The sequence below is a fragment of the Amycolatopsis samaneae genome (assembly GCF_039541975.1).
Lineage (GTDB): Bacteria > Actinomycetota > Actinomycetes > Mycobacteriales > Pseudonocardiaceae > Amycolatopsis > Amycolatopsis samaneae.
Window position 1 is genome coordinate 54,776 of sequence record NZ_BAABHG010000016.1, and the last position, 21,555, is coordinate 76,330.

Below are 21,555 nucleotides of genomic sequence, written 5' to 3' on the forward strand. Positions count from 1 at the left end.
TCGCCTCGCTTCGCGAGACAGTGCTCGATTCCTCTTGGCGCATGATATCGATGATTCGCTCGCAAGCGTCGCTCATGTCAGCTCCCGTTCACGTATCCGGCCCGCACTGACCTCGACGACACGCGAGGCGAGTTCCGTCATGGCGGGCCGGTGGGCGACCAGCACGGCGGTCCGGCCGGGCAGCATCCGGCGGGTCGCGCTCAGCACGGCGGCCTCCGTCCGCTGGTCGAGCCGCGCGGTGGGCTCGTCGAGCAGCAGCAGACCGGCCCCGGTCCGCGCCAGCGCGCGGGCGAGCCCGACGCGTTGCCGTTGCCCGGCCGAGAGTCCTTCGCCCAGCTCACCGATCCGCGTCCGGTATCCCTCGGGCAGGTCCGCGACGACCCGGTCCAGCGCCGCCGCCTTCGCCGCCGCGGCGATGTCGGCGGATTTGCCGAGCGCGATGTTCTCCTCGACACTGCCCCGGAACAACGTCGGCCGCTGCGGGACCCAGGCGAGGTCGGCCAGCCAGTCGTCGTGGTCCAGTTCGCGCAGGTCGACGCCGTCGGCGAGGACCCGCCCGCTCGTCGGAGTGACGAACCCGAGCAGCACCGCCAGCAACGTGCTTTTCCCCGATCCGCTGGGCCCGAGCACCGCGACGTGTTCGCCGGGGCGGATCGTGAGGTCCACTTCAGACAGTGCACAGTGGTCTCCGTAGTGGACACTGACCCGGTCGAGGACGAGTTCGGGCGCGCCACGGCGCCGGGTCCGCGTGCCGGTCCGCGGCGCGGGAACCGGCACGGCGAGGGCTTCGCGGAGTGCGGCGAGCCCTTCGGCGGCGGCGTGGAACTTCGCCCCGGCCGCCCGCAGCGGCAGGTAGGCCTCGGGCGCGAGGATCAGCACGAGCATGGCCGTGTGCGCGGTCATCCCGCCCTCCAGGAGCCGGAACCCGATCGGCACGGCCACCAGCGCCACCGACAACGTCGCGACGAGTTCGAGCACGAGCGCGGACAGGAACGCCACCCGCAGCGTCCGCAGGGTCGCGTCGGTGTGCGCGTCCGCCATCTCCCGGACGGCCCGTTCCTGCGCGCCCGCCCTGCCGAACGTCTTCAGCGTCCCGAGACCGCGGACGACGTCGAGGAAATGGCCGCCCAGCCGGGAAAGCAGGCCCCACTGCCGCGCGGTGCTGGCCTTGGTGTGCAGGCCGATCAGCGCGGCGAACACCGGGACGAGCGGCACGGTCGCGGTCACGACGAGCGCCGAGGCCAGGTCGGTGGTGAACAGCCGGACGAGCACCGCGACCGGCACCAGCACCGAGGTCACCAGCGCCGGGAGATACCCGGTCAGGTAAGCCTCGACGGCGTCGACGCCCTTGGTGACCTGGGTCGCGACCACGCCGGCCCGCTCGGTCTCCGAGCCGAGCAGGCGGCGGCGCAGCCCGGCCTTGACCGACGCGGTGAACCGGCCGGTGAACGCGCCCTGCCCACCGGCGAGCAGGACCCGCGCGGCGAACGCGGCGACGAGCGGGACGCCGACGCCGCCGCCGGTGAGCAGCGCGGCCAGGCCCTCGGCCTGCACGAGGATCACGGCGGCGGTGAGAAAACCGAGGCAGGTCAAGGCGATCAGATACCGGCGCAGGCCGGGGACCGGGGGCATCGCGACTCCTAGAAGTGCAGCAGCGAACGGTCGTCGACCGGGCCGCGGTGGGCCCGCCAGGTCAGCCACTGCACCACGAGCAGCAGCACGACGGCGGCCGGTCCGACGGCGGTGAGCAGCGTGAACGTCTCCGGCGCGGTGGCCGCCGCCTCGACGGTGAGCGCGTAGCCGGAGTCCACGGAGGACGTCAGGACGGCCGGGAGCCGGAGCGTGCCGACGGCGATCGCGGGCATGGCGGACAACGTCATTGCGCCGAGCAACGCCATACGATGCCGCCGGAAGCGCAGCGCCAGCGCTGTGCTCGCGAACGCCACGAGCGCGATCAGCGGCGCGACGAACGCGAAGCGCGAGGTGCCTTCGACGGTGAAGGCACCCCAGACGGTCGCGATGACCAGGAACGCCAGCACCGGCGCGAGGAACGCCGTCGCGAGCCGCCGCGCCCGCCCGGTGAGCTCGGCCGGGCCGCGCACGGTCAGGAACACCGCGCCCTGCAGGCAGAACAGCGCGACGAAGCCGAGTCCCCACACCAGCGCGTACGGGTGGAAGAGGGCGAGCAGGTCACCGGTCGGCCCGCCGTCGGCGTCCAGCGGAAGCCCGAGGACGAGGTTGCCGAGGAACAGTCCCCAGGACACCGCGGTCAGTGCCGCGCCGGCGACGATCCCGGTCGTCCACGCGCCGCGCCGCGCGTCCGGGCGCCGCGAGCGGAGCTGGACCGACGCGGTGAACGTGACCAGTCCCAAAAGGAGGGTCACGACGAGGACGTATGCACCGGAGAAAAGGCTTTCCTCCAGATGCGGGAAGGCGCCGAACAGGACGCCGACGGCCGCGATCAGCCACACCTCGTTGGCCAGGAAGAAGGGGCCGAGCGCGCCGAGCACCCGGCGTCTCCTCGGCTCGTCGCCGCCGAAGCCGCGCAGCAGCATGCCGACGCCGTAGTCGTAGCCTGCCAGCGCGAAGTAGCCGCAGGTCAGCAGGCCGAACAGGCACCACCAGAAGGTCACCACGATTCACACTCCACTGAGGACGGTCGGCTGCGGGACGGCGGGTTCTTCGTCGCGCTCCGGCCCGCGGCGCGCGACCCGGGACATCAGGACCCAGTCGGCGATCGCCAGCGCGGCGAACAGGAGCGTGAAGGCGATGAAGGAGAACAGGATCTGACCGGCGGGGATCCCGGCGACGGCGTCGGCGGTGCGGAGCTTCCCGTAGACCAGCCACGGCTGCCTGCCGATCTCCCGTACCAGCCAGCCGAGGATCGCGGCGACGAACGGCAGCATGATGCCGTGGGTCATCAGGCCCAGCACGAGGCGGGACTTCGCGAACCAGTCGCGGTAGAGCAGCACCAGGCCGATGCCCGAGCACAGGAGCGCGACGAACCCGATGTCGATCATGAAGGCCAGTGGGACGCCCACCGCCGGGTTTCCACTGGTCATCTTGTCCGGCTGGTACCCGGCCAGCGCGGGGAACTGGCCGAACCCGGCGCCGATGGTGAGCAGGCTGCCGACGAACGAGGTCACCACGCCGATCCGCATCGAGCGGCGGAAGAACTCGACCTCGGCCGTGCGCTTGCGGAAGTGGTACGCGCTGACACCGACGACGAAGAACCCGCCGGTGAGCAGCGCCGCCGAAAGCACATGTGGCAGTGACGCGGTGAGCGCGGGGTTGGTCAGCAGTGCGCCGAAGTCCGTCAGCCGCAGCACGCCGTTCTCCGCGCGCGTGCCGACCGGGTTCTGCAGGAACGAGTTGGCCACCATGATGAACAGCGCCGAGGCGTACGCGGTGAGCGTGACCAGCCAGATCATCGTCAGGTGCAGCCACTTCGGCAGCCGTCCCCAGCCGAAGATCCACAGCCCGAGGAAAGTCGATTCGGCGAAGAACGCGACCAGTGTCTCGATCGCGAGTGGTGCGCCGAAGACGTCTCCCGCGACCCGGGAAAGCCCGGTCCAGGTCAGTCCGAACTGGAATTCCATGACGATCCCGGTCGCGATACCGAGTGCGTAGTTGATCACATAGAGCTTTCCCCAGAAGCGGGTCATGCGAAGCAGTTCGGGCTTCCCGCTGATGCTCGCCCAGGTCTGCATGAGCGCGACCAGGGTCACCAGGCCCAGGGTGAGCAGTACGAACAGGAAGTGGAAGGAGGTCGTCGTCGCGAACTGGAGTCTCGCGATCGGGAGTGCGTCCATGTCGCCGGACTATATACGTAGTACGGCTACATGTAGCGGGCAAATGCATGATCCAGGGTCGAGATGGGGGATTTTCCCTGGTGTGCCAGGGGTGCGTGACGAATACGCTGTCGGGGTTGGTATGAGTAGACTGCCTAGGTATGAAGGCGGATAGCTTGCGCGGGCATCTCGACGCACTGCTGCTGGCCGTGCTCGACGGCCGGAAGCTGCACGGGTACGCGATCATCGAGGCGCTGCAGCTGCGCAGCGACGGCGCGCTCGACCTGCCCACGGGCACCGTGTACCCGGCGTTGCGGCGGCTGGAGCGGGCCGGGTATCTCGCCAGTGAGTGGGACGTCGTGTCCGGCCGCAAGCGCCGCACCTACCGCCTCACTCGCTCCGGGCAGCAGGCGCTGGCCGCCGAACGCGCCGAATGGCGTGAGTTCACGACGGTCATCGGGGGAGTGCTGGGAGGCGGCGCGTGAGCGTGAACGCGATCGAGGGGTATCTCACGGAGCTGGACCGGACGTTGTCCGGGCCGGCCTCGGCGAAGGCGGATCTGCTGGCCGAGGCGCGGGACGGGCTGCACGACGCCGCCGAGGCCTACCGCGAGGGCGGCTGGGACGCCGCGGCCGCGGAGCACCGGGCGGTGCGCGAGTTCGGCCCGGTGCCGGTCGTGGCCCGCGAGTACCAGGCCGAGCTGGGGATGCAGGTGGGGATCCGCACGCTGTGGCAGCTCATCATCGGCGTCCCGCTCATGCAGCTGGCCTGGGACATGGCGCGGATACTGACCTTCGGGGACTGGACGAGGCTGACCACGCCGACCCCGTCCTGGTACGGCTTCGTCACCCACTTCACGCACGGCGCGGTGTTCGTCGTGCCGGTGCTCGGGCTGGGCGTGCTGGCCGGGATGCGGTGGCATTCCCGGAAGATGGACGGCAGCAGGCTGGTGCGCCTGTCGGCGCGGTTGATCGTGGTGGCCGTCGAGTTCAACATGCTTTCGGTCGCGTTGCTGATCTTCGCGACCGGTCTGGTCGACGCCGGCAGGCTGTTCCTGACCGTGCCGTGCGGGTTGCTGATGGTGGCCTGGGTGGTGCTGAGCGTGCGTCTTGTCGTGCTCGCGCGACGTTCCTGGGGCGGATGTGCCACGATCGTCGCGTGACGACCGCGCTGATCTACCTCGTAGTCATGCTGCTGGTGGCCGCCGTGGTGTTCCTGCTCGCCGCCGTGGTGTTCGGGCGGGGTGAGGAGCTGGCGCCGCTGCCGCCGGGCAGCTCGCCGACCCGGCTGCCCGCCGAGGACATCACCGGCGCCGACGTCTCGGACGTGCGCTTTCAGCTGGTACTGCGCGGATACAAGATGTCCGAAGTGGACTGGGTGATGCGCAGGGTCGGCGCGGAGCTGGACGAGTTGCGGGAGCGGGTGGCGCGGCTGGAGGCCGAGCGGGAGGCGGCGGCGTCTTCGGCCACGACGGCTTCCTCCTCCGAAGGCGCCCAGTGACCGACCTGGTGCTGTCGGTCGAGGTCGGCGCGTCCGCGGGCACCACCTGGCTCGCGCTGACCGACTGGGCCCGCCAGGGCGAGTGGATGCTGGGCACGCGTGTCGAGGTCGTCGAGGGCAACGGCCGCAGTGTCGGGTCGAAGCTGGCGGCGTTCACCGGGATCGCCGGGATCGGCTTCACCGACACCATGGAGATCATCGGCTGGGAGCCGCCGGTACGGTGTTCGGTGCGGCATCTGGGGTCGCTGGTGCAGGGCACCGGGGCGTTCCAGGTGGTCGCGAAGGGCGCGAACCGGTCGACGTTCGTCTGGGCCGAACACCTGCGGCTGCCGTTCGGGCCGCTGGGGCGGCTGGGCTGGCCGGCGGTGCGCCCGGCTTTCGCGCTGGGGGTGCGGCAGTCGCTGCGCCGGTTCGCGCGGTTCGCGGAGGACTATTCGGTGGGGGGTCGATGAACGCGCGGGAATCGCTGGTGGGGTCCGACGGTGTCGCGCGGTGCACGTGGGGGAACTCGGCGCCGGACTACGCCGAGTACCACGACACCGAGTGGGGTGTGCCGGTGCGCGGGCGGGACGCGCTGTACGAGCGGCTGTGCCTCGAATCGTTCCAGTCGGGCCTGTCGTGGATCACGATCCTGCGCAAGCGGGAGGCGTTCCGGAAGGCGTTCAAGCGGTTCAAGCCGTCGGCGGTGGCCCGGTTCGGGGAGGCCGACGTCGAGCGGCTGATGCAGGACGCGTCGATCGTGCGGAACCGCGCGAAGATCCAGGCCGCGATCACGAACGCGCGGGCGATCGCCGCGCTGGACGAGCCGCTGGACGATCTGCTGTGGTCGTTCGCGCCCGCTCCCCGTGCGGAGCGCCGTCGGCCGAAGACGATGGCGGAGGTCCCGGCGATCACCGACGAGTCGAAGGCGATGGCCAAGGAGCTGAAGAAGCGCGGCTTCGCGTTCCTCGGCCCGACGACCTGTTACGCGTTGATGCAGGCCACCGGCATGGTCGATGACCACGTCAAGGGCTGCTTCCGAGCTTCCTGAAGGTCCGTGGGGGCCTCCTTGAGGGACCTAGAGTCCCTCAAGGAGGCCCCCACGGACCGTCGGCTATTTGCCCTGGAAGTTCGGTTTGCGCTTGGTGACGAAGGCTTCGACGGCCTCGCTGTGGTCGGCGGTGGAGCCGAGCGCGCCCTGCGCGGCGTCCTCGGCGGCGAGCGCTTCGTCCAGTGTGGACTCGGCGGCGACGGTCAGGACGCTCTTGATCTTCGCGTAGGCCACGGTCGGCCCGGCGGCGAGCTTCGCGGCGACGGCGTGGGCGCGCGCGGCGAGTTCGTCGTCGGGGACGACCTCGCCGACCAGTCCGAGGCTCAGCGCCTCGGCGGCGTCGACCGTGCGGCCGAGCAGCATCAGTTCGGCGGCGCGGCCGTAGCCGATGAGCCGCTGCAACGTCCACGACGCGCCCGAGTCCGGACCGAGGCCGACGTTGGCGAAGGCCATCAGGAACGAGGACGAGGCGGCGGCGACGCGCAGGTCCGCGGCGTAGGCGAACGCGGCGCCCGCCCCGGCCGCGGTGCCGTTGACCGCGGCGATGACCGGCTTCGGCATGTCGACGATCGCGCGGACGATCGGGTTGTAGTGGTCCTTCACCGTCCGTAGCGGGGCGGGGTCGCCCGCTTGGAGCAGCCCGACGTGCTCCTTCAGGTCCTGTCCGGCGCAGAACGCCTTGCCCGAGCCGGTGAGCACGACGGCGCGGACGGCGTCGTCGGCGGCGGCCTCGCGCAGGGCGGCGAGGAGGGTCTCCTTGAGCTCGACGGTCAGCGAGTTGTACGCCTGCGGCCGGTTCAGGGTCAGGGTCCGCACGCCGTCGGCGTCGGCGGTCAGCAGAACCTCGGATGTGGTCACGAAAAACTCCTTCGGCGAAAGCGGTCAGTGGGAGTCTTTCAGCCCGGCGGGCGGCATACCAGCACCGATACTGCCCGCAAAAGATCGGTCCGCGTTCGCGCCCGCCCGCTGATGAGGGACAATGGACACCTGACCCGGCTGGCTTTCACGAGCGCGACCCGGGCGCGCCGGTTGAGACGGAGGGAGCACGCTATGGCGGCCATGAAGCCCCGGACCGGAGATGGTCCCCTCGAAGTGACTAAGGAGGGGCGGGGCCTCGTGATGCGCGTACCGCTCGAGGGTGGTGGGCGCCTCGTCGTCGAACTCTCCGCGGAGGAAGCGAAGGACCTCGGCGCCGCATTGCAGGAGGTCACTGGCTAGATCCGCCCCGAATTCCGTCCGTCCGACGTACCCCGGTCTCCCACGGAGGCCGGGGTCGTGGTTCCTCTGCACCCGGAGGTCGCTCACTGTGCGTAACCCGCTACCCCCTGTTCCGACCAGGCTGCCCGAGATCGAGGTCTCGGACGGTGCACGGCGCGGTGCCCCGGTGGCACTGCTGATCGCGGCGCCGGGGGAGGAGGACGCCGCCCCCGAGTTCGGTGGTCTGCGGGTGACCGGCAAGGCCGGTGAGGTGCGGGAGGTGCCCGGTGGCGGCCCCCGCTGGGTCGCCGGGGTGGGCGACGGGGAGCCGAAGCAGTACCGGAAGGCGGGCGCCGCGCTGGCGCGCACGGTCGACGCCGCGCTGGCCGAGGACGTCGACAGCGGCGGCAAGGCGTTTCGCGCGGTGCAGGTCGAGCTGCCCGAGGACACCGCCGGCGAGCACGTGGAAGCGCTTGCCACGGGCCTGTTGCTCGGCGGTTACCGCTTCGCCGTCACGGCCGAGGAGCCGAAGCCGTCGGTGCGGTCCTTCCGCGTCCTGACCCGGCACGAACGGGCCGTCCCGGCGTACACGGAGCTGGTCGGGCGGGTCCGTGACCTCGCTGCCGCGACGGCGCTCGCGAGGGATCTGGCGAACACGCCGTCGAACGTGAAGAACCCGGCCTGGCTGGCCGGGACCGCGGCCAAGGTCGCCGGCGCGGAGCAGGGCGTCACGGCGGTGGTCCGTGACGAGAAGTGGCTCGCTGAGCAGGGTTTCGGCGGTGTTCTCGCGGTCGGCGGCGGTTCGGCGAGCCCGCCGCGGCTGATCGAGCTGGAGTACCGGCCCCGCGGCGCGTCGGCGCATCTGCTGCTGGTCGGGAAGGGCATCACGTTCGACACCGGCGGCTTGTCGATCAAGCCCGCGGACGGGATGCACCTGATGCGGACCGACATGGCCGGGGGCGGCGCGGTGATCGCCGCGGTGCGGGCGATCGCGGCCCGGCGTCTCCCGGTGCGGGTGACCGCGCTGGTGCCCGCGGCGGAGAACCACGTGTCGGGCTCGGCGTACCGGCCGGGCGACATCGTGCGGCACTACGGCGGCAAGACGACCGAGGTCGGCAACACCGACGCCGAGGGGCGGATGGTGCTGGCCGACGCGCTGGCGTACGGGATCAAACGTTTCAAGCCGGACGCCGTGGTCGACGTCGCGACGCTGACCGGCGCGATGAAGGTGTCGCTCGGCCTGCGCACCGGTGGTCTGTTCTCGTCGTCCGACGAGCTGGCCTCGCGGGTCGTCGAGGCCGGCGCGCGCGTGGGCGAGGCGTGGTGGCGGATGCCGCTGACCGAGGACTACGCCGAGCTGGTCCGCGGCGAGCTGGGCGACGTGCGCCAGGCGCCGCGCGGCCCCGGCGGGATCACCGCGGCGCTGTTCCTGCGGGAGTTCACCGCGGGCCTGCCGTGGGCACACCTGGACATCGCGGGCCCCGCGCGGGCGGACCGGACCTACGACGACGTCGTCCCCGGCGCCACCGGCTTCGCCGCCCGCACCCTGGTCGAACTCGTCGCCTCCTACGCCTGACCCCCACCCCGCCACCCTCCTTCGTGACGCCCCTTTTCCGTCGGCCCCCACCCGTACTCTGTCCGGTAGGGGTGCTCAGGACGTCGCGAACGGCCCGTTCGCGACGTTGAGTGTCCCGAACGGGCCGTTCGCGACGTTTCGGACTCGCCGTGTCGCCGGAAGGCGGCGCGGTCCCGTCCGATGTGCCGTGAAGGCCTCCTTACCGGCGTTGAGCGCTGTGAAGGAGTCCTTCACGGACCGGCACAGAGGCAAGGACCGGCACGGCCTGGCTCGCGGGAGTAAGGGACCTTTGCTCTCGTTTTGAGGCGAACCCGCAGGTCAGAGCAGGGGAGTGCGGGTCAGGAGATGGTCGCGGAAGCCGAGGACGGCGGGCGATAGCTGCTCGTGGGCCCGCCAGGCGAGCCCGACGGTCCTGGTCACCGGCGGGACGAGCGGTACCTCCGCGACCCCGGCGGGCGTGCCCGGTTCGAAGCGGGGCAGCAGCGCGACGCCAAGCCCGGCGGCGACCAGCCCGCGGACGGTGTCGGATTCCTGGCCCTCGAACGCGATCCGCGGGCTGAACCCGGCGGCCGCGCTCAGTTCGTCGGTCATGCGGCGCAGGCCGTAGCCGTGTTCGAGCAGCACGAACTGCTCGTCGGCCAGCTCCGCCATCCGCACGCTCGACCGCGCGGCGAGCCGGTGTGTGGCGGGGACCGTCAGCAGGATCTCCTGGTCGGCGAGCGGGACCGCGGTCAGTGCCGGGTCGTCGGGCAGCGGGGCGAGCAGGGCGAGGTCGAGTTCGCCCGCGGTGAGCCGGTCGAGCATGTCCTGCCGGGAACCCTGGACCAGGGTGAACCGGACGCGCGGGTGCCGGGCCCGGTGGTCGCGCAGCATGGTGGGCACGATCGACCGGCCCATCAGGTGCAGGAACCCGAGGACGACGTGCCCGGTTTCGGGGTCGATCTCCTCCCGGGCCCGCCGCGCCCCCGACTCGACGTCGGCCAGCGCGCGTTCGGCGGCCTCGGCGAGCAGTTCGGCGGCGCGGGTGAGCCGGATCCCCCGTCCGTCGGGGACGGTCAGCGGGGTGCCCAGCGACTCGCCGAGCGCGGCGACGCGTCTGCTGATCGTCGGCTGCGGGACGCCGAGCAGCTCCGCCGCGCGTGTGATGTTCCTCGTCTTCCGGAGCGTGCTCAGCAGGAGCAGCTGCGGCGCGAGCTGGGCGGTCAGGCTTTCATGCTCCACCGTATGGATTATGGCTGATGGACGTATTGGACGTATTGATTAGCCGGGCTTACTTTCCGGGAGTGACCACCGCAGTACCTTCCGAAGTGCCCTCCGCCAAGACGTCCCGGCGCGTCAAGATCGCCGTCGCCGCGGCGGGGATCTCCTCGTTCGCCCTGCTCTACGCACCCCAACCGGTGCTGCCGCAGCTCGCCGCCGAGTACCACCTCGACCCGGGGAGCGCGTCGCTCGCGGTGAGCGTCGCGACCGGCGCGCTGGCGATCGCCGTGCTGCCGATCGCGGTGTTGTCCGAGGTGGTCGGCCGTCGCCCGATGATCCTCGGCTCGGTGATCCTTTCGGTGGTCTTCGGCCTGCTGGTGCCGCTGGCGCCGTCGTACCCGGCGTTGCTGGCCGTGCGGGCCCTGCAGGGAGTGGCGATCGCGGGCTTTCCCGGCGTCGCGGCCGCCTACCTGGCCGAACGGCTCGGCAAGGCGGGCGTGGCGGCCGCGGTCGGCGCGATGATCGCCGGGAACACCGTCGGCGGCATGCTCGGCAGGCTCGGCAGCGGTTTCACCGCCGACGCACTGGGCTGGCGCGGCGCGATGTACGTCGTGGCCGCGGTCAGCCTGCTGTGCTCGGCCGTCACCGTGGTCACCCTGCCTCGCTCGGCCCGGCGGGAGCAGGGGACCTTTGCTCTCGCTTCGCGCGGCCTGGGGGATCAGCTGCGGCAGGTGGCTTCGGGACTCGCGACGGCGGTGCGGCGTCCCGTGCTGCTCGCGCAGTACGCGGTCGCGCTGCTCGCGATGGGCTCGTTCGTGGCGTTGTACAACGCGGCCGGGTTCCGGCTGACCGGCGAGCCGCTGGACCTCTCGCCCGCGATCGCGTCGCTGGTGTTCCTGGCCTACGCGATGGGCTCGGTGTCCTCGGCCGCCGCCGGCCGCCTGGTCGCCCGCGTCGGCCGGACGCGCGCGCTGATCGGCTCGCTGCTGCTGACCCTCGCCGGTGCCGCGCTCACCCTGCCGGACTCGCTGCCGCTGGTCGTGCTGGGATTCGTGATCCTGACGGCCGCGTTCTTCTCCGCGCACGCCGTCGCGAACGGCTGGGCGGCGGCCGAAGCTCCCGACGGCTCGCGCGGGCAGGTGTCCGGGCTGTACACGCTGTCGTACTACCTGGGCAGCAGCGTCGGCGGCGCGATCGGCGGGTACGTCTACGGGCACGCGGGCTGGTCGTGGCTGATCGGCGCGGTCGCGATCTGGCTGCTGCTGGCGGTGCTCGCGGTCGCGTTTGGAGCCACCCGGACCTCGCGCGCGACGGCGAAACGAGAGCAGGGGACCTTCGCTAGCGTTCGTTAGCGCGCTGATAATTGGCAGGCCAAAGGCGTGACCAAAGATCGCCGCCTTTCGGTGTGTCAGGTCTGCGTGTGTTGAGTGGTCATCTGCGTTCGGAGCGGTTCGGGCACAGTTCGCTCGAAACCCGCCCCGCCGAAGTCCGGGGGCCGGTGGAAGGTGACATCGTCGAACAGGGTGTCCCCGCGGAAGTCCGCTCCGCCGAACAGGGCCTCCTTGAGGAACGTCGCCCTCGTGAACCACACGGCCTTGGTGAAGCCGGTCCCGCTGAACCAGGCGTCCTCGCTGAAGATCGTCCTGGTGAACCAGGCATCCTTGGTGAAGGCCGCTCGGTTGAACGAGGCGTCCTCGCGGAAAATTGTTCTGTTGAACCAGGCTTCTTCGGCGAAGGTCGCCCTGTTGAAGGACGCGTCACCCACGAATGTCGCTCGGTTGAACGAGACTTCCTTGGCGAAGCCTGCCCGGTTGAACCGGGTGGCTTTGGCGAAGCCTGTTCGGCTGAACAGGGCGTCACCGGTGAAACCGGCTTCGTCGAACAGGGCGTCTCCGAGGAAGCTCGCTCCGTCGAACCAGGCGTCACCGATGAAGTGGGCGGTGGTGCAGGTCACTGCCCGGAGTCGAGTGCCGCTGAGGTTGAAGTCGATGAGGGTGGCGCCGGTGAGGTCGAGGTCGATGTCGGCCCAGAACGTGGCGACCGGATGGCCGGGATCTTCGCCGGGCTGGAGATGGGCGGCGAGGATGCGTTGTGCGGTGAGCCGGACTTCGCGCTCCTGCCGGGCTTCGTCGTCGAGTTCGGCCACGGTGAGCTCTTCGGGCTGACCCACCTGCGCCATCGCAGAGCACGACGCCGGAGCAAGGGGACGGCGGATGCCACGTCGTTGGCGTGGGCGTGGCTCACCGGGCGGGGTGAAGGGCGCGCGGAGATAAGCGCACAGGACGTTGACGACGGTTTGCCGGTGGTCGGGATTGTCCTGCGCCACCCGTTCCAGCGCATACAACCCGCCGTGCCGGACCGCGGCCTTGTCCGACCCGAGCTGCTCGACCGCCTTCACATACAGCTCGGTCATCCGACGCTCGGCGGCGTCGTGCTCGGTGGACCACTGCCGCCGCCCGGCCAGCACCAGCGCCACCACGCCACCGGTCCCGGCACCGACGGTCAGCCCGGTCCGGATCAACTCGATCTGGTTCTTCGGATCACCCGCGTCGACAAAGCTCAGCAACAGCGTCACCGCCGTGCCCGCCACGACCGCGACCGGGACGACGATCACGACGATCGCCCACCACCACGTGCCCCGGCGGCCACGCCACCACCGCCCCAGTCCGGGCATTCGCGCCATACCGTCCAGCCTCCGGCTCAGCAGGCGGCGGCGACCAGCAGTCCGCCGCCGACCGGGAGCAGCGCGGGCACCAGCCGCTCGTCCTCCCGGATCGCCCGCGCGACCTCGCGCAGTCCCATCGTCTCCGCGTCCCGTCGTGACGGGTCGAACATGCGCCCGTCCGCAAGCACGTTGTGGAACGCGATGATCCCACCCCGCCGCAGCAGCGCGACGCCCTTTTCGTAGTAGCCCGGGTACTCCATCCGCGCGGCGTCCACGAACACCAGGTCGTAGCCGCCGGGGGTCAGCCGGGACAGGACGTCGAGCGCGCGGCCGATGATCAGCCGGGTGCGTCCCGGCGGCCGCCCGGCCTCGATGAACGTCTTCCGGGCGGCGCGCTGGTACTCGGGCTCGATGTCGATCGAGGTCAGCACGCCGTCCGCGGCCATCCCGCGGAGCAGGTAGAGGCCGCTCACCCCGGTGCCGGTGCCGACCTCCACCACGGCCTTCGCGCACAGGGTCGCGGCCAGGAAACCCAAGGTCGCGCCCGCGGCCGGGCTCAGCGTCTCGCAGCCGAGCTCCTCCGCGCGCGCCCGCGCGGAGGTCAGTACCTCGTCATCGGGCAGGTACCCGTCGACGTACTCGGCCTCGGCGGGACCGGTCGCCGAGGCCGCATGCGTCCCGGAGTTCACGCAGGGAGGTTAGCGTTGCTTGTCGATAAATCAGCGCAGACTCCCTGGTTGGCCGATTGCCGACTTCTCAGATAGTTCTCAGTCTCGTCTCACTAGAACCATAAGGAGACACGACAGACTCAGTCTCGTAGATACGGGAACACCGTGCCGATGGCCCGCGTTGGGTGGAGTAGTTGGGAGACACGCTGATGGAGGTGCCTGCTCCGCCGATGCAGAACGCCGTTTCGGACATGCCGGAGGTCAAGCCGGTCACTGTCGGTTCGCCGGACCAGGGGGAGGCGGCCTGGACGCCCCCGTCCTGGGACGAGGTCGTGCGCGAACACGCCGACCGCGTCTACCGGCTCGCGTACCGGCTCACCGGTAACACCCACGACGCCGAGGACCTCACCCAGGAGACCTTCATCCGGGTCTTCCGGTCGCTGGCCTCGTACAAGCCGGGGACCTTCGAGGGCTGGCTGCACCGCATCACCACGAACCTCTTCCTCGACATGGCGCGCCGCCGCTCGCGGGTGCGCATGGAGGGGCTGCCCGAGGACACCGACCGGATCGTCGGCGACGACCCGAGCCCGGAGCAGGTGTACTCGAACACCCACCTCGACCCGGACCTGCAGGCCGCGCTCGACGAGCTGCCGCCGGAGTTCCGCGCCGCGGTCGTGTTGTGTGACGTCGAGGGCCTGTCGTACGAGGAGATCGGCGCGACGCTGGGTGTCAAGCTGGGCACTGTGCGCAGCCGGATCCACCGTGGCCGCCAGGCGCTGCGCGCGTCGCTGGAGCGTCGCCGCGCGGCCGCCGCCGAGTCTGCGAAGGTATCGGTATGACCGCACCGCGAGGCTGGGGGCTACCCGAGTCCCATCTCCTACCGGACGCCGTGGTCGCGTTCGTCGACGGTGAGCTGTCGCTCGGCGCGATGGACAGGGCGGCCGCCCACATCGCGCGGTGCGCGAGCTGCGCGGCGGATGTGACGGCACAGCGTCAGGTCGTGGCCGCGGTCAAGCGCGCCGGGGAACCCTCGATGTCGGCCGGGTTCCTGGCCAGCCTGCGGGCGATCCCGGAGCAGACCGAGCTGCCCAGCAGCCCGGACAACCTGGCCGTCACGGCCGATGGTCAGCTCGTCGCCATCCAGCGTCCCGACCGCGTGGCCGGGCTGCGGGACACCGGCGTGCTCGGCGGGACGGCGCCGATCGGGTCCGCGGCACCGCTGGGCCAGTCCCCGAACGTCCTGGGCGGCGGCCGCTTCGGCGGCGCGCGGCGCCGGGCCGCGCAGGGCGCCGGTGTGGTCGTCTCCGGGCTCGTGCTGAGCGCGCTCGCCCTGGTCGCGACGTCCGCCGACAGCAGGCACGAGAACACCGACCCGGCGATCAAGGCTCCGCAGAACGCCAACCTGCTGCCCGCGCGGATGGCGGTGCCCCCGTCGTCGACACAGCTGCCCACCCCGGCTCCGACCTCGGTGGCCCCGGTCGGTGGCGTCGTGCACGTACCCGCGGCGGCTCGCTGACGGTGAGGCGCTGACAGGCATTTCACTGCCGTTTCGGCAGACTCGGTGCCCGAGGCTTGGGTATCGTCACGCCCAGCCACCGATCCTGAGCCCCGGGGAATGATGACCGAGCAGCAGCCGAACGCGCACCCGCCCCAGTCCGGCACGGCTGGCGAGGATCGTCTGGGCCCACGCCCGCTGGACCGTCCGGCCGTCGATCCGGCACAGGCGGCCACCTTCGGCAGGCCGCACGGCGTCGAAGGCGCCTTCGACAAGCTCTACACGCCGGGCACCACCAACGGCCGGACGGCGCCACCGCTGAACCTGGCCCCGCCGACCCCGGAATCACTGGCCGAGGCGTTCCGGCGACCGCCGGGTGCCGAAGGCGTACTCCTGGAGCGGCCCCGTGAGGCAACCGCGGGCACCGATCAGGGCCCCGGAGCGCCGCTGTGGACGGAAACCTCCGATCCGTGGCGCGACCCCGCCTCGGGCGCCGTCCTCGCCGGTCCCGCGGAGCAGGCCGAAGCGGAGAAAAAACCAGGGGCCCGCCCCGCGGGAGCGCTGCTGAGCCTGCCCGAGGTGCTGTTCGGCAGGCGTGTCCAGCCGAAGGCACTGGCACTGCTGGGCGTGGTCGCGCTGCTGGTCGGCGCGGTCGGTGGACTGGTCGGCTGGTGGGTCGCGGACACCGGGAACGAGCTCACCGGCACGGCGACGATCTCCGAGGCCGAGGCGGCGAAGGAGCGGCCCGCCGGTTCGGTCGCGAACATCGCCAAGCGCGTCTCGCCGGCGGTCGTCTCGCTGGAGGTCTTCAAGCCCGGCGGCAACTCCGGCGAAGAGGGCTCCGGGGTCGTGATCGACCCGCAGGGCTACGTGCTGACCAACGAGCACGTGATCTCCTCGGCGGTCTCGGACCAGGCCGTCAAGATCACCGCCGTATTCATCGACGGCACCCGCACCGAGGCCAAGGTCGTCGGCGCGGACCAGAAGACCGACCTCGCCGTGGTGAAGGTCAACGTGACCAACCCGACGGTGTTGCAGATCGGCAAGTCCGCCGACCTGCAGGTGGGGGACACGGTGCTCGCCGTCGGTTCGCCGCTGGCGCTGCAGAACTCGGTGACCTCCGGGATCGTGAGCGCGCTGAACCGCCCCATCACCGCGGGCGGTGACAACGGCGCGCCGCCGGTCACCTACGAGGCGATCCAGACCGACGCCGCCATCAACCACGGCAACTCCGGGGGCGCGCTCGTCGACGCCACCGGCGCGCTGGTCGGGATCAACTCCGCGATCCGCTCGTCGGGCCAGGACGGCGGCAGCATCGGCATCGGGTTCGCGATCCCGAGCGACTACGCGATCAAGATCGCCAAGACACTCATCAAGGACGGCAAGGTCGCCCACGCGGACATCGGCATCAACGCCTCGTCGACCGTGGCCGGCTCCAAGACGATGGGCGCCCAGGTCAAGAACGTGGCGCCGGGCGGGCCCGCGGCGAACGCGGGCATCAAGGAAGGCGACGTCGTCACCAAGATCGGCGGCAAACTGGTCCGCGATTCCGCCGAACTGCTCGTCGCCGTGCGCGGGCGCAACGTCGGTGAGGTCGTACCCGTGCAGGTCGTGCGTGACGGGGCGTCACTCGTCGTCGATGTGACGCTGGCTTCGGACTGACATCGGACTCCGTTCGCGGGTGCCGGAGCCGGGCTTCGCGCAGGTACGCTGAGCGGGGTTAGTCACGACGCCGGAGGTTCACGGGTGTTCGAAAGTGTCGGCTGGGGCGAGATCCTCGTGATCATCATCGCCGGCCTCTTCATCCTTGGCCCGGAACGGCTGCCGGGCGCCGCGTCCTGGCTGGCCAAGAGCGTGCGCAAGGTCCGCGAATTCGCCACCGGCGCGCGGGAGCAGCTCCGTGAGGAGATGGGCCCGGAGTTCGACCAGCTGCGCAAACCCCTGGAAGACCTGCGCGGCCTGCGCAACTTCGATCCGAAGCGTGTGGTCACCCAGCACCTGTTCGACGGCGACAGCGACCCGCTCGGCGTCAACGGCTTCAAGAACGACATCAACGGGACGAACGGCGTCAACGGCACCAACGGTGCGAACGGCTCCGCGAAGCCGAACGGCTACCCCGCCACGAGCACCCCGCAGGCCGAGCCGCTCAAGCCCGGCGAGCGGCCCCCAGTCGACCCCGACGCCACCTGACTCCGGCGCGGCCAAAGCCTCTGAAGGCCACCTTGAGGGACCTGAGTTCCCTCAAGGTGGCCTTCAGAGGCTTTCAACGCGTCCAGGGCGCCAGAGGAGCAAGGGACCTTTGCTCTCGTTCTATGCGCGTGCATACAACGGTAGTAAAGGTCCCTTGCTCCGCCCCGGCGGTAGCAAAGGTCCCTTGCTCCCGTTCCGTCCGCGGTTCATGCGCCCCAATGTGGCGCGTTCGACGCCGTCCTGAGCAGCGCCTGAACCTGGGTCAGCGGCGGCCGGTGGGGGTGACGTTGAGCATCATCCCGGCCAGGCCGCGTGCCCGGACGCTCAGCTTCGACGCCGCTTCGCGCAGCACGGCCGAGGCCGGGGCGTCCGGCGCGGCGAGGACCAGCGGGGTCCCGGCGTCGCCCTGTTCACGCAGCCGCGGGTCGAGCGGGACCTGGCCGAGCAGCGGCACCTCGGACCCGACCGACTTCGACAGCGAGTCCGCCACCGTCTGCCCGCCACCCGAGCCGAAGATCTCCATGCGTTCCCCGGACGGCGTCTCCAGCCACGACATGTTCTCGATGACCCCGGCGACCCGCTGACGCGTCTGCATCGCGATCGCCCCGGCCCGCTCGGCGACCTCCGCGGCGGCCTGCTGCGGGGTGGTGACCACCAGGATCTCCGCGTTCGGGATCAGCTGCGCCACCGAGATCGCGATGTCGCCGGTGCCCGGCGGCAGGTCCAGCAGCAGGATGTCGAGATCGCCCCAGAACACGTCGGCGAGGAACTGCTGCAGCGCGCGGTGCAGCATCGGGCCACGCCACACCACCGGCGTGTTGCCCGGGGTGAACATGCCGATCGAGATGACCTTCACGCCGTGCGCCTGCGGCGGCATGATCATCGTGTCGACCTTGGTCGGCTTCTCCCGCGCGCCCAGCATGCGCGGGATCGAGTGGCCGTAGATGTCCGCGTCGACCACGCCGACGGACAGGCCGCGCTCGGCCATCGCGGCGGCCAGGTTCACCGTCACCGAGGACTTGCCGACGCCGCCCTTGCCGGACGCGACGCAGTACACCCGCGTCAGCGAGCCCGGCTGGGCGAACGGGATGACCGGTTCGGCGGCGTCGCCGCGCAGCGACTTCCGCAGCTCGGTGCGCTGCTCGTCGCTCATCACGTCGAGTTCGACGCGGACGTCCCGCACACCGGGGAGCTTCGCCACCGCCTCGGTGGTGTCCTTCGTCAGCGTCGCCTTCAGCGGGCAGCCCGCGATGGTCAGGTAGATACCGACCTTGACGACCCCGTCGGCACCCACCTCGACGTCCTTGACCATGCCGAGGTCGGTGATGGGTTTCTTGATCTCCGGGTCGTACACGTCCTTCAGCGCGTTGCGGACGTCGTCGACGCTGGGGAGCTGCTGTGTACTCGTCACGAGCCCATGTTACGTACCGGTAGCGCTGCTCTGTTTGTCCCGGTTCGATTTCTGCTTGCGGGGCTTGTCGAGATCCTCGCGCAGCCGGTCCAGTTCGCTGCGCAGGTAGTCACGCGTCGCGACCTCGCCGATCGCGAGCCGTAGCGCGGCCAGCTCTCGCGCGAGGTACTCGGTGTCCGCCTTCGTCTGGGTGGCCCGGTTGCGGTCCTCCTCCAGGGAGACGCGGTCACGGTCGTCCTGCCGGTTCTGCGCCAGCAGGATCAACGGGGCCGCGTAGGCCGCCTGGGTCGAGAAGGCCAGGTTCAGCAGGATGAACGGGTAGGGGTCCCACTGCAGGGACACCGCCGCCAGATTCAGGATGATCCAGACGACGACGATCAGCGTCTGCCAGAACAGGTACTTCCCGGTCCCGAGGAAGCGCGCGATCCGCTCGGTGAATCGGCCGAACGAGTCCGGGTCGATGTTCAGCCGGAACCGGGTCTGGCTGCGTGGCTGGTCCAGCCGCCGCCCGCCGGTCAGCTCAGGCACGGTCCGCCTCCTCGGGTTCGTGGTCCTCGTGCTCCGCGGCGCTGTCGCCGGTGACGTCGTGCAGGCCGGTTTCCCGCCAGTCCTCGGGCAGGAGGTGATCGAGGACGTCGTCGACGGTGACGGCGCCGAGCAGGTGGTCCTCGGCGTCCACCACCGGCGCGCACGCCAGGTTGTACGCCGCGAAGTACCGCGTCACCTCGGCCAGCGGGGCGGTCGGGCGCAACGCGGTCAGCCCGGTGTCGACGGCGCTGGCGACCAGCTCGGCCGGGGGTTCGCGCAGCAGGCGCTGGAAGTGCACGACCCCGACGAACCGCCCGGTCGGCGTCGCCGAGGGCGGTCGGCAGACGAACACCATGGTCGCCAGTGCCGAGGGCAGCTCGGCGTTGCGGATGTGCGCGAGCGCTTCGGCGATCGTCGAGTCCGGGGTCAGCACCACCGGCTCCGGGGTCATCAGGCCACCCGCGGTGTCGGAGGAGTAGGCCAGCAGCCGCTTCACCGGCGCGGACTCCTCCGGCTCCATCAGCTCCAGCAGCCTGCTCTGCTCGGCGGGCGCGAGCTCGGCCAGCAGGTCGGCCGCGTCGTCCGGGCTCATCGCCTCCAGGATGTCGGCGGCGCGTTCCTCGGCCAGGTAGGACAACAGCTCCTTCTGGTCGTCCTCCGGCAGTTCCTCGATGACGTCGGCGAGCTTCTCGTCGTCCATCGCGTCGGCGACCTCGTGCCGTCGCTTGAGCGGCAGGTCCCGCACGGTGGCGGCGACGTCGACCGCGCGCATGGTGTCGAACAGCATGAGCAGCCTGCCCGCGCCCTGTGGCTGGCCTGCCAGGTCGGTCAGGCCGAGCCCGGCGACCTCCGACCACGGCAGCACCTGCATCGCCGACCGCCGCCTGCCGAGGCCGAGCCTGCTGGACCGCTCCCGGATCGCCAGTTTCGCCAGCACCCAGTCGCGGGTGCGGGTGGGCTCCATCGCCGCGTCGACGACGGTGATCCGCGTCTGCGACCCGGGCAGCGTCGCGTGCGCGTCGAGCAGCTGGCCCAGCACCAGGACCTCGTTGGGGCGCTGGTGGAAGTGCCGCATGTTGACCGAGCCGGTGGCCAGCGTCACCGCGGTCGGCTCGATCGAGGTGACCCGCAGCATCGGCACGAAGACCCGGCGGCGGGTGGCCAGCTCCACCACCAGGCCGAGGATGCGGGGCGGCTGCTGGTCCAGGCGCAGGCCGACGACCAGGTCGCGGATCTTGCCGATCGACTCGCCGTCGGGACCGAAGACCGGCAAACCGGCCAGCTGAGCTGCGAAGACCCTGTTCACGGCGGCCATGGGCCAAAGGCTATCGGGTCAGCGCGCTCCTCGCTGGAACGCCCACCGCGTGATGGCCGGCACAAAGGCCACCGGGGAGCCGTCCTCGTCGTCCTCTTCGTCTTCGACCAGCCACAGCCAGTTCTGGACGCCCCGCACGAGTGTCCACGCCAGCGCGCGCTCGGTGTCGAGGTCCGCGGCCGCGACGATCGCGGCCAGCCGACTGTCCAGAGTGGACTCTTCGAACCGGTTCCACAGCAACGGGATCACGCCGTACTCGAGGTCGCCCGCGAGCGGCTTGGGGTCGATGACCAGCCAGGGTTCGCGTTCCCCGGCGAGGACGTTCTCGTAGTGCAGATCCTCGTTCACCAGCAGCTTCGCCGAAACCGGGCCCAGCGCGCGGCAGACGTCGACCGCGGCGTCGACGAACTCGCGCGGGAACGGCCGCCCCAGCTCGTCCCACTCCCGGGGCAGGTCCTCGACCAGCCGCGCGGCCTCGTGCGCCAGGCTCCGCGCCAGTTCCGGTGGCGCCGGGACGGCCAGCCGCCGCGCCAGCCCGCCCGCGATCCCGATCGCCTCCGGCAGCGGTTCGCCGTCGAGCGACCGCGTGGCGTCGAGCCGTTCGAGGAGCAGCACGCCGTCCTCGGACGCGTTGTCCAGCAAGAGAACCGCGCCACGACCGGCCCATGTGGACAGTGCGAGCGGTTCGTCCTCGGACTCGGGGTGCCGCCAGCTCAGCTTCAGCACCACCGGGGTGCCGTCGGGCAGCCGGGCGGGCTGGACGACCCCGGCGTACCCGTGCATCACGGTGCCTTCGAAGGTCAGCTCCCACTTCCGGGCGTAGCGCTCGGCGAGTCCGGGGAGCGTGGCCAGCCAGGCGACCCCTTCGGGACCGAGCACGGACGGGGCCCTCGCGGCGAACTTCGGCGGGATCTCCAGCACACCGCCAAGCCTGCCATCCGGCGGCAAGCGCATTTCCCCGATCGGCCCTCCGGCGTACCCTCGGGAGC

Annotated in this window: 23 protein-coding genes; 12 read left to right on the plus strand and 11 right to left on the minus strand. The window is 71.0% G+C overall.

The annotated features are described in order from the left end of the window. Positions 1–72 precede the first annotated feature (72 nt). The 3 genes from cydD to ABD987_RS34800 are packed head-to-tail and all read right to left on the minus strand — an operon-like array spanning position 73 to position 3,812. On the minus strand, positions 73–1,632 hold the full coding sequence (gene cydD, locus ABD987_RS34790; RefSeq protein ID WP_345404175.1) for a thiol reductant ABC exporter subunit CydD: 1,560 nt from the start codon (positions 1,630–1,632) through the stop codon (positions 73–75). Positions 1,633–1,640: 8 nt separating this feature from the next. After that, complete coding sequence (gene cydB, locus ABD987_RS34795) at positions 1,641–2,636, minus strand: cytochrome d ubiquinol oxidase subunit II (protein WP_345404178.1); 996 nt, start codon at positions 2,634–2,636, stop codon at positions 1,641–1,643. Positions 2,637–2,639: 3 nt separating this feature from the next. After that, the gene (locus ABD987_RS34800; RefSeq protein ID WP_345404181.1) at positions 2,640–3,812 is read right to left on the minus strand and encodes a cytochrome ubiquinol oxidase subunit I; all 1,173 of its coding nucleotides are present in this window, start codon (positions 3,810–3,812) and stop codon (positions 2,640–2,642) included. Positions 3,813–3,952: 140 nt separating this feature from the next. Here ABD987_RS34800 and ABD987_RS34805 point away from each other — a divergent pair, with 140 nt between their 5' ends. Genes ABD987_RS34805 through ABD987_RS34825 form a run of 5 tightly spaced genes read left to right on the plus strand, consistent with a single transcriptional unit; the run spans position 3,953 to position 6,321 of the window. After that, positions 3,953–4,276, plus strand: a complete 324-nt coding sequence (locus ABD987_RS34805; RefSeq protein WP_345404184.1) for a helix-turn-helix transcriptional regulator — start codon at positions 3,953–3,955, stop codon at positions 4,274–4,276. Positions 4,277–4,278: 2 nt separating this feature from the next. Further along, a complete protein-coding gene (locus ABD987_RS34810; RefSeq protein ID WP_345404615.1) occupies positions 4,279–4,953 on the plus strand; it encodes a permease prefix domain 1-containing protein in 675 nt (224 codons plus the stop codon). Continuing rightward, entirely contained in the window at positions 4,950–5,291 is a 342-nt protein-coding gene (locus tag ABD987_RS34815) for a DivIVA domain-containing protein (RefSeq protein ID WP_345404187.1), read from the plus strand. Before ABD987_RS34810 ends, ABD987_RS34815 begins: the two co-directional genes overlap by 4 nt. Continuing rightward, positions 5,288–5,743, plus strand: a complete 456-nt coding sequence (locus tag ABD987_RS34820) for an SRPBCC family protein (RefSeq protein WP_345404189.1) — start codon at positions 5,288–5,290, stop codon at positions 5,741–5,743. Before ABD987_RS34815 ends, ABD987_RS34820 begins: the two co-directional genes overlap by 4 nt. Then, positions 5,740–6,321, plus strand: a complete 582-nt coding sequence (locus ABD987_RS34825) for a DNA-3-methyladenine glycosylase I (protein WP_345404192.1) — start codon at positions 5,740–5,742, stop codon at positions 6,319–6,321. The genes ABD987_RS34820 and ABD987_RS34825 overlap by 4 nt, the downstream gene beginning before the upstream one ends. Before the next feature lie 63 nt (positions 6,322–6,384). Here the strand turns inward: ABD987_RS34825 and ABD987_RS34830 are convergent, their stop codons facing one another. After that, a complete protein-coding gene (locus tag ABD987_RS34830) occupies positions 6,385–7,179 on the minus strand; it encodes an enoyl-CoA hydratase-related protein (protein WP_345404195.1) in 795 nt (264 codons plus the stop codon). 192 nt (positions 7,180–7,371) lie between these two features. On the opposite strand from ABD987_RS34830, the gene ABD987_RS34835 reads away from it, so the two are divergent. Together ABD987_RS34835 and ABD987_RS34840 are read left to right on the plus strand one after the other, a co-directional pair. After that, positions 7,372–7,539 (plus strand): DUF3117 domain-containing protein, encoded by a 168-nt coding sequence (locus ABD987_RS34835; protein WP_005155393.1) that lies wholly within the window; start codon positions 7,372–7,374, stop codon positions 7,537–7,539. An 88-nt stretch (positions 7,540–7,627) separates the two neighbouring features. Next, positions 7,628–9,094, plus strand: coding sequence for a leucyl aminopeptidase family protein (locus tag ABD987_RS34840; RefSeq protein ID WP_345404198.1), 1,467 nt, complete (start codon positions 7,628–7,630; stop codon positions 9,092–9,094). Positions 9,095–9,412: 318 nt separating this feature from the next. Here the strand turns inward: ABD987_RS34840 and ABD987_RS34845 are convergent, their stop codons facing one another. Then, the gene (locus tag ABD987_RS34845; RefSeq protein WP_345404201.1) at positions 9,413–10,315 is read right to left on the minus strand and encodes a LysR family transcriptional regulator; all 903 of its coding nucleotides are present in this window, start codon (positions 10,313–10,315) and stop codon (positions 9,413–9,415) included. Positions 10,316–10,377: 62 nt separating this feature from the next. On the opposite strand from ABD987_RS34845, the gene ABD987_RS34850 reads away from it, so the two are divergent. Beyond that, entirely contained in the window at positions 10,378–11,646 is a 1,269-nt protein-coding gene (locus ABD987_RS34850) for an MFS transporter (RefSeq protein ID WP_345404204.1), read from the plus strand. A 56-nt stretch (positions 11,647–11,702) separates the two neighbouring features. Here ABD987_RS34850 and ABD987_RS34855 read toward each other — a convergent pair whose 3' ends face one another. Beyond that, on the minus strand, positions 11,703–12,977 hold the full coding sequence (locus tag ABD987_RS34855) for a pentapeptide repeat-containing protein (RefSeq protein WP_345404207.1): 1,275 nt from the start codon (positions 12,975–12,977) through the stop codon (positions 11,703–11,705). Positions 12,978–12,994: 17 nt separating this feature from the next. Further along, positions 12,995–13,648, minus strand: coding sequence for an O-methyltransferase (locus tag ABD987_RS34860; protein WP_345404210.1), 654 nt, complete (start codon positions 13,646–13,648; stop codon positions 12,995–12,997). A 188-nt stretch (positions 13,649–13,836) separates the two neighbouring features. On the opposite strand from ABD987_RS34860, the gene sigE reads away from it, so the two are divergent. The 4 genes from sigE to tatB all read left to right on the plus strand — a co-directional run bounded on the left by sigE (position 13,837) and on the right by tatB (position 17,312). Beyond that, positions 13,837–14,466 carry an RNA polymerase sigma factor SigE gene (sigE, locus tag ABD987_RS34865; protein WP_345404213.1) on the plus strand — a complete coding sequence of 210 codons (630 nt, stop codon included), beginning with the start codon at positions 13,837–13,839 and terminating at the stop codon, positions 14,464–14,466. Further along, a complete protein-coding gene (locus tag ABD987_RS34870) occupies positions 14,463–15,143 on the plus strand; it encodes an anti-sigma factor family protein (RefSeq protein WP_345404217.1) in 681 nt (226 codons plus the stop codon). The genes sigE and ABD987_RS34870 overlap by 4 nt, the downstream gene beginning before the upstream one ends. A 99-nt stretch (positions 15,144–15,242) precedes the next feature. Continuing rightward, positions 15,243–16,784 (plus strand): S1C family serine protease, encoded by a 1,542-nt coding sequence (locus tag ABD987_RS34875; RefSeq protein ID WP_378214136.1) that lies wholly within the window; start codon positions 15,243–15,245, stop codon positions 16,782–16,784. Positions 16,785–16,868: 84 nt separating this feature from the next. Then, entirely contained in the window at positions 16,869–17,312 is a 444-nt protein-coding gene (tatB, locus tag ABD987_RS34880; RefSeq protein WP_345404223.1) for a Sec-independent protein translocase protein TatB, read from the plus strand. Between the two features lie 262 nt (positions 17,313–17,574). Here tatB and ABD987_RS34885 read toward each other — a convergent pair whose 3' ends face one another. From ABD987_RS34885 to ABD987_RS34900, 4 genes are read right to left on the minus strand one after another with little or no spacing between them, the layout of a single operon-like run. Further along, on the minus strand, positions 17,575–18,723 hold the full coding sequence (locus ABD987_RS34885) for an Mrp/NBP35 family ATP-binding protein (RefSeq protein WP_345404226.1): 1,149 nt from the start codon (positions 18,721–18,723) through the stop codon (positions 17,575–17,577). 9 nt (positions 18,724–18,732) lie between these two features. Continuing rightward, positions 18,733–19,251: a DUF1003 domain-containing protein gene (locus tag ABD987_RS34890; RefSeq protein WP_345404229.1), complete on the minus strand. Its 519-nt coding sequence runs from the start codon at positions 19,249–19,251 to the stop codon at positions 18,733–18,735. Continuing rightward, positions 19,244–20,566, minus strand: a complete 1,323-nt coding sequence (locus ABD987_RS34895) for a magnesium transporter MgtE N-terminal domain-containing protein (RefSeq protein WP_345404232.1) — start codon at positions 20,564–20,566, stop codon at positions 19,244–19,246. The genes ABD987_RS34890 and ABD987_RS34895 overlap by 8 nt, the downstream gene beginning before the upstream one ends. Before the next feature lie 18 nt (positions 20,567–20,584). Then, positions 20,585–21,520 (minus strand): aminoglycoside phosphotransferase family protein, encoded by a 936-nt coding sequence (locus tag ABD987_RS34900; protein WP_345404235.1) that lies wholly within the window; start codon positions 21,518–21,520, stop codon positions 20,585–20,587. Between the last annotated feature and the right edge of the window lie 35 nt (positions 21,521–21,555).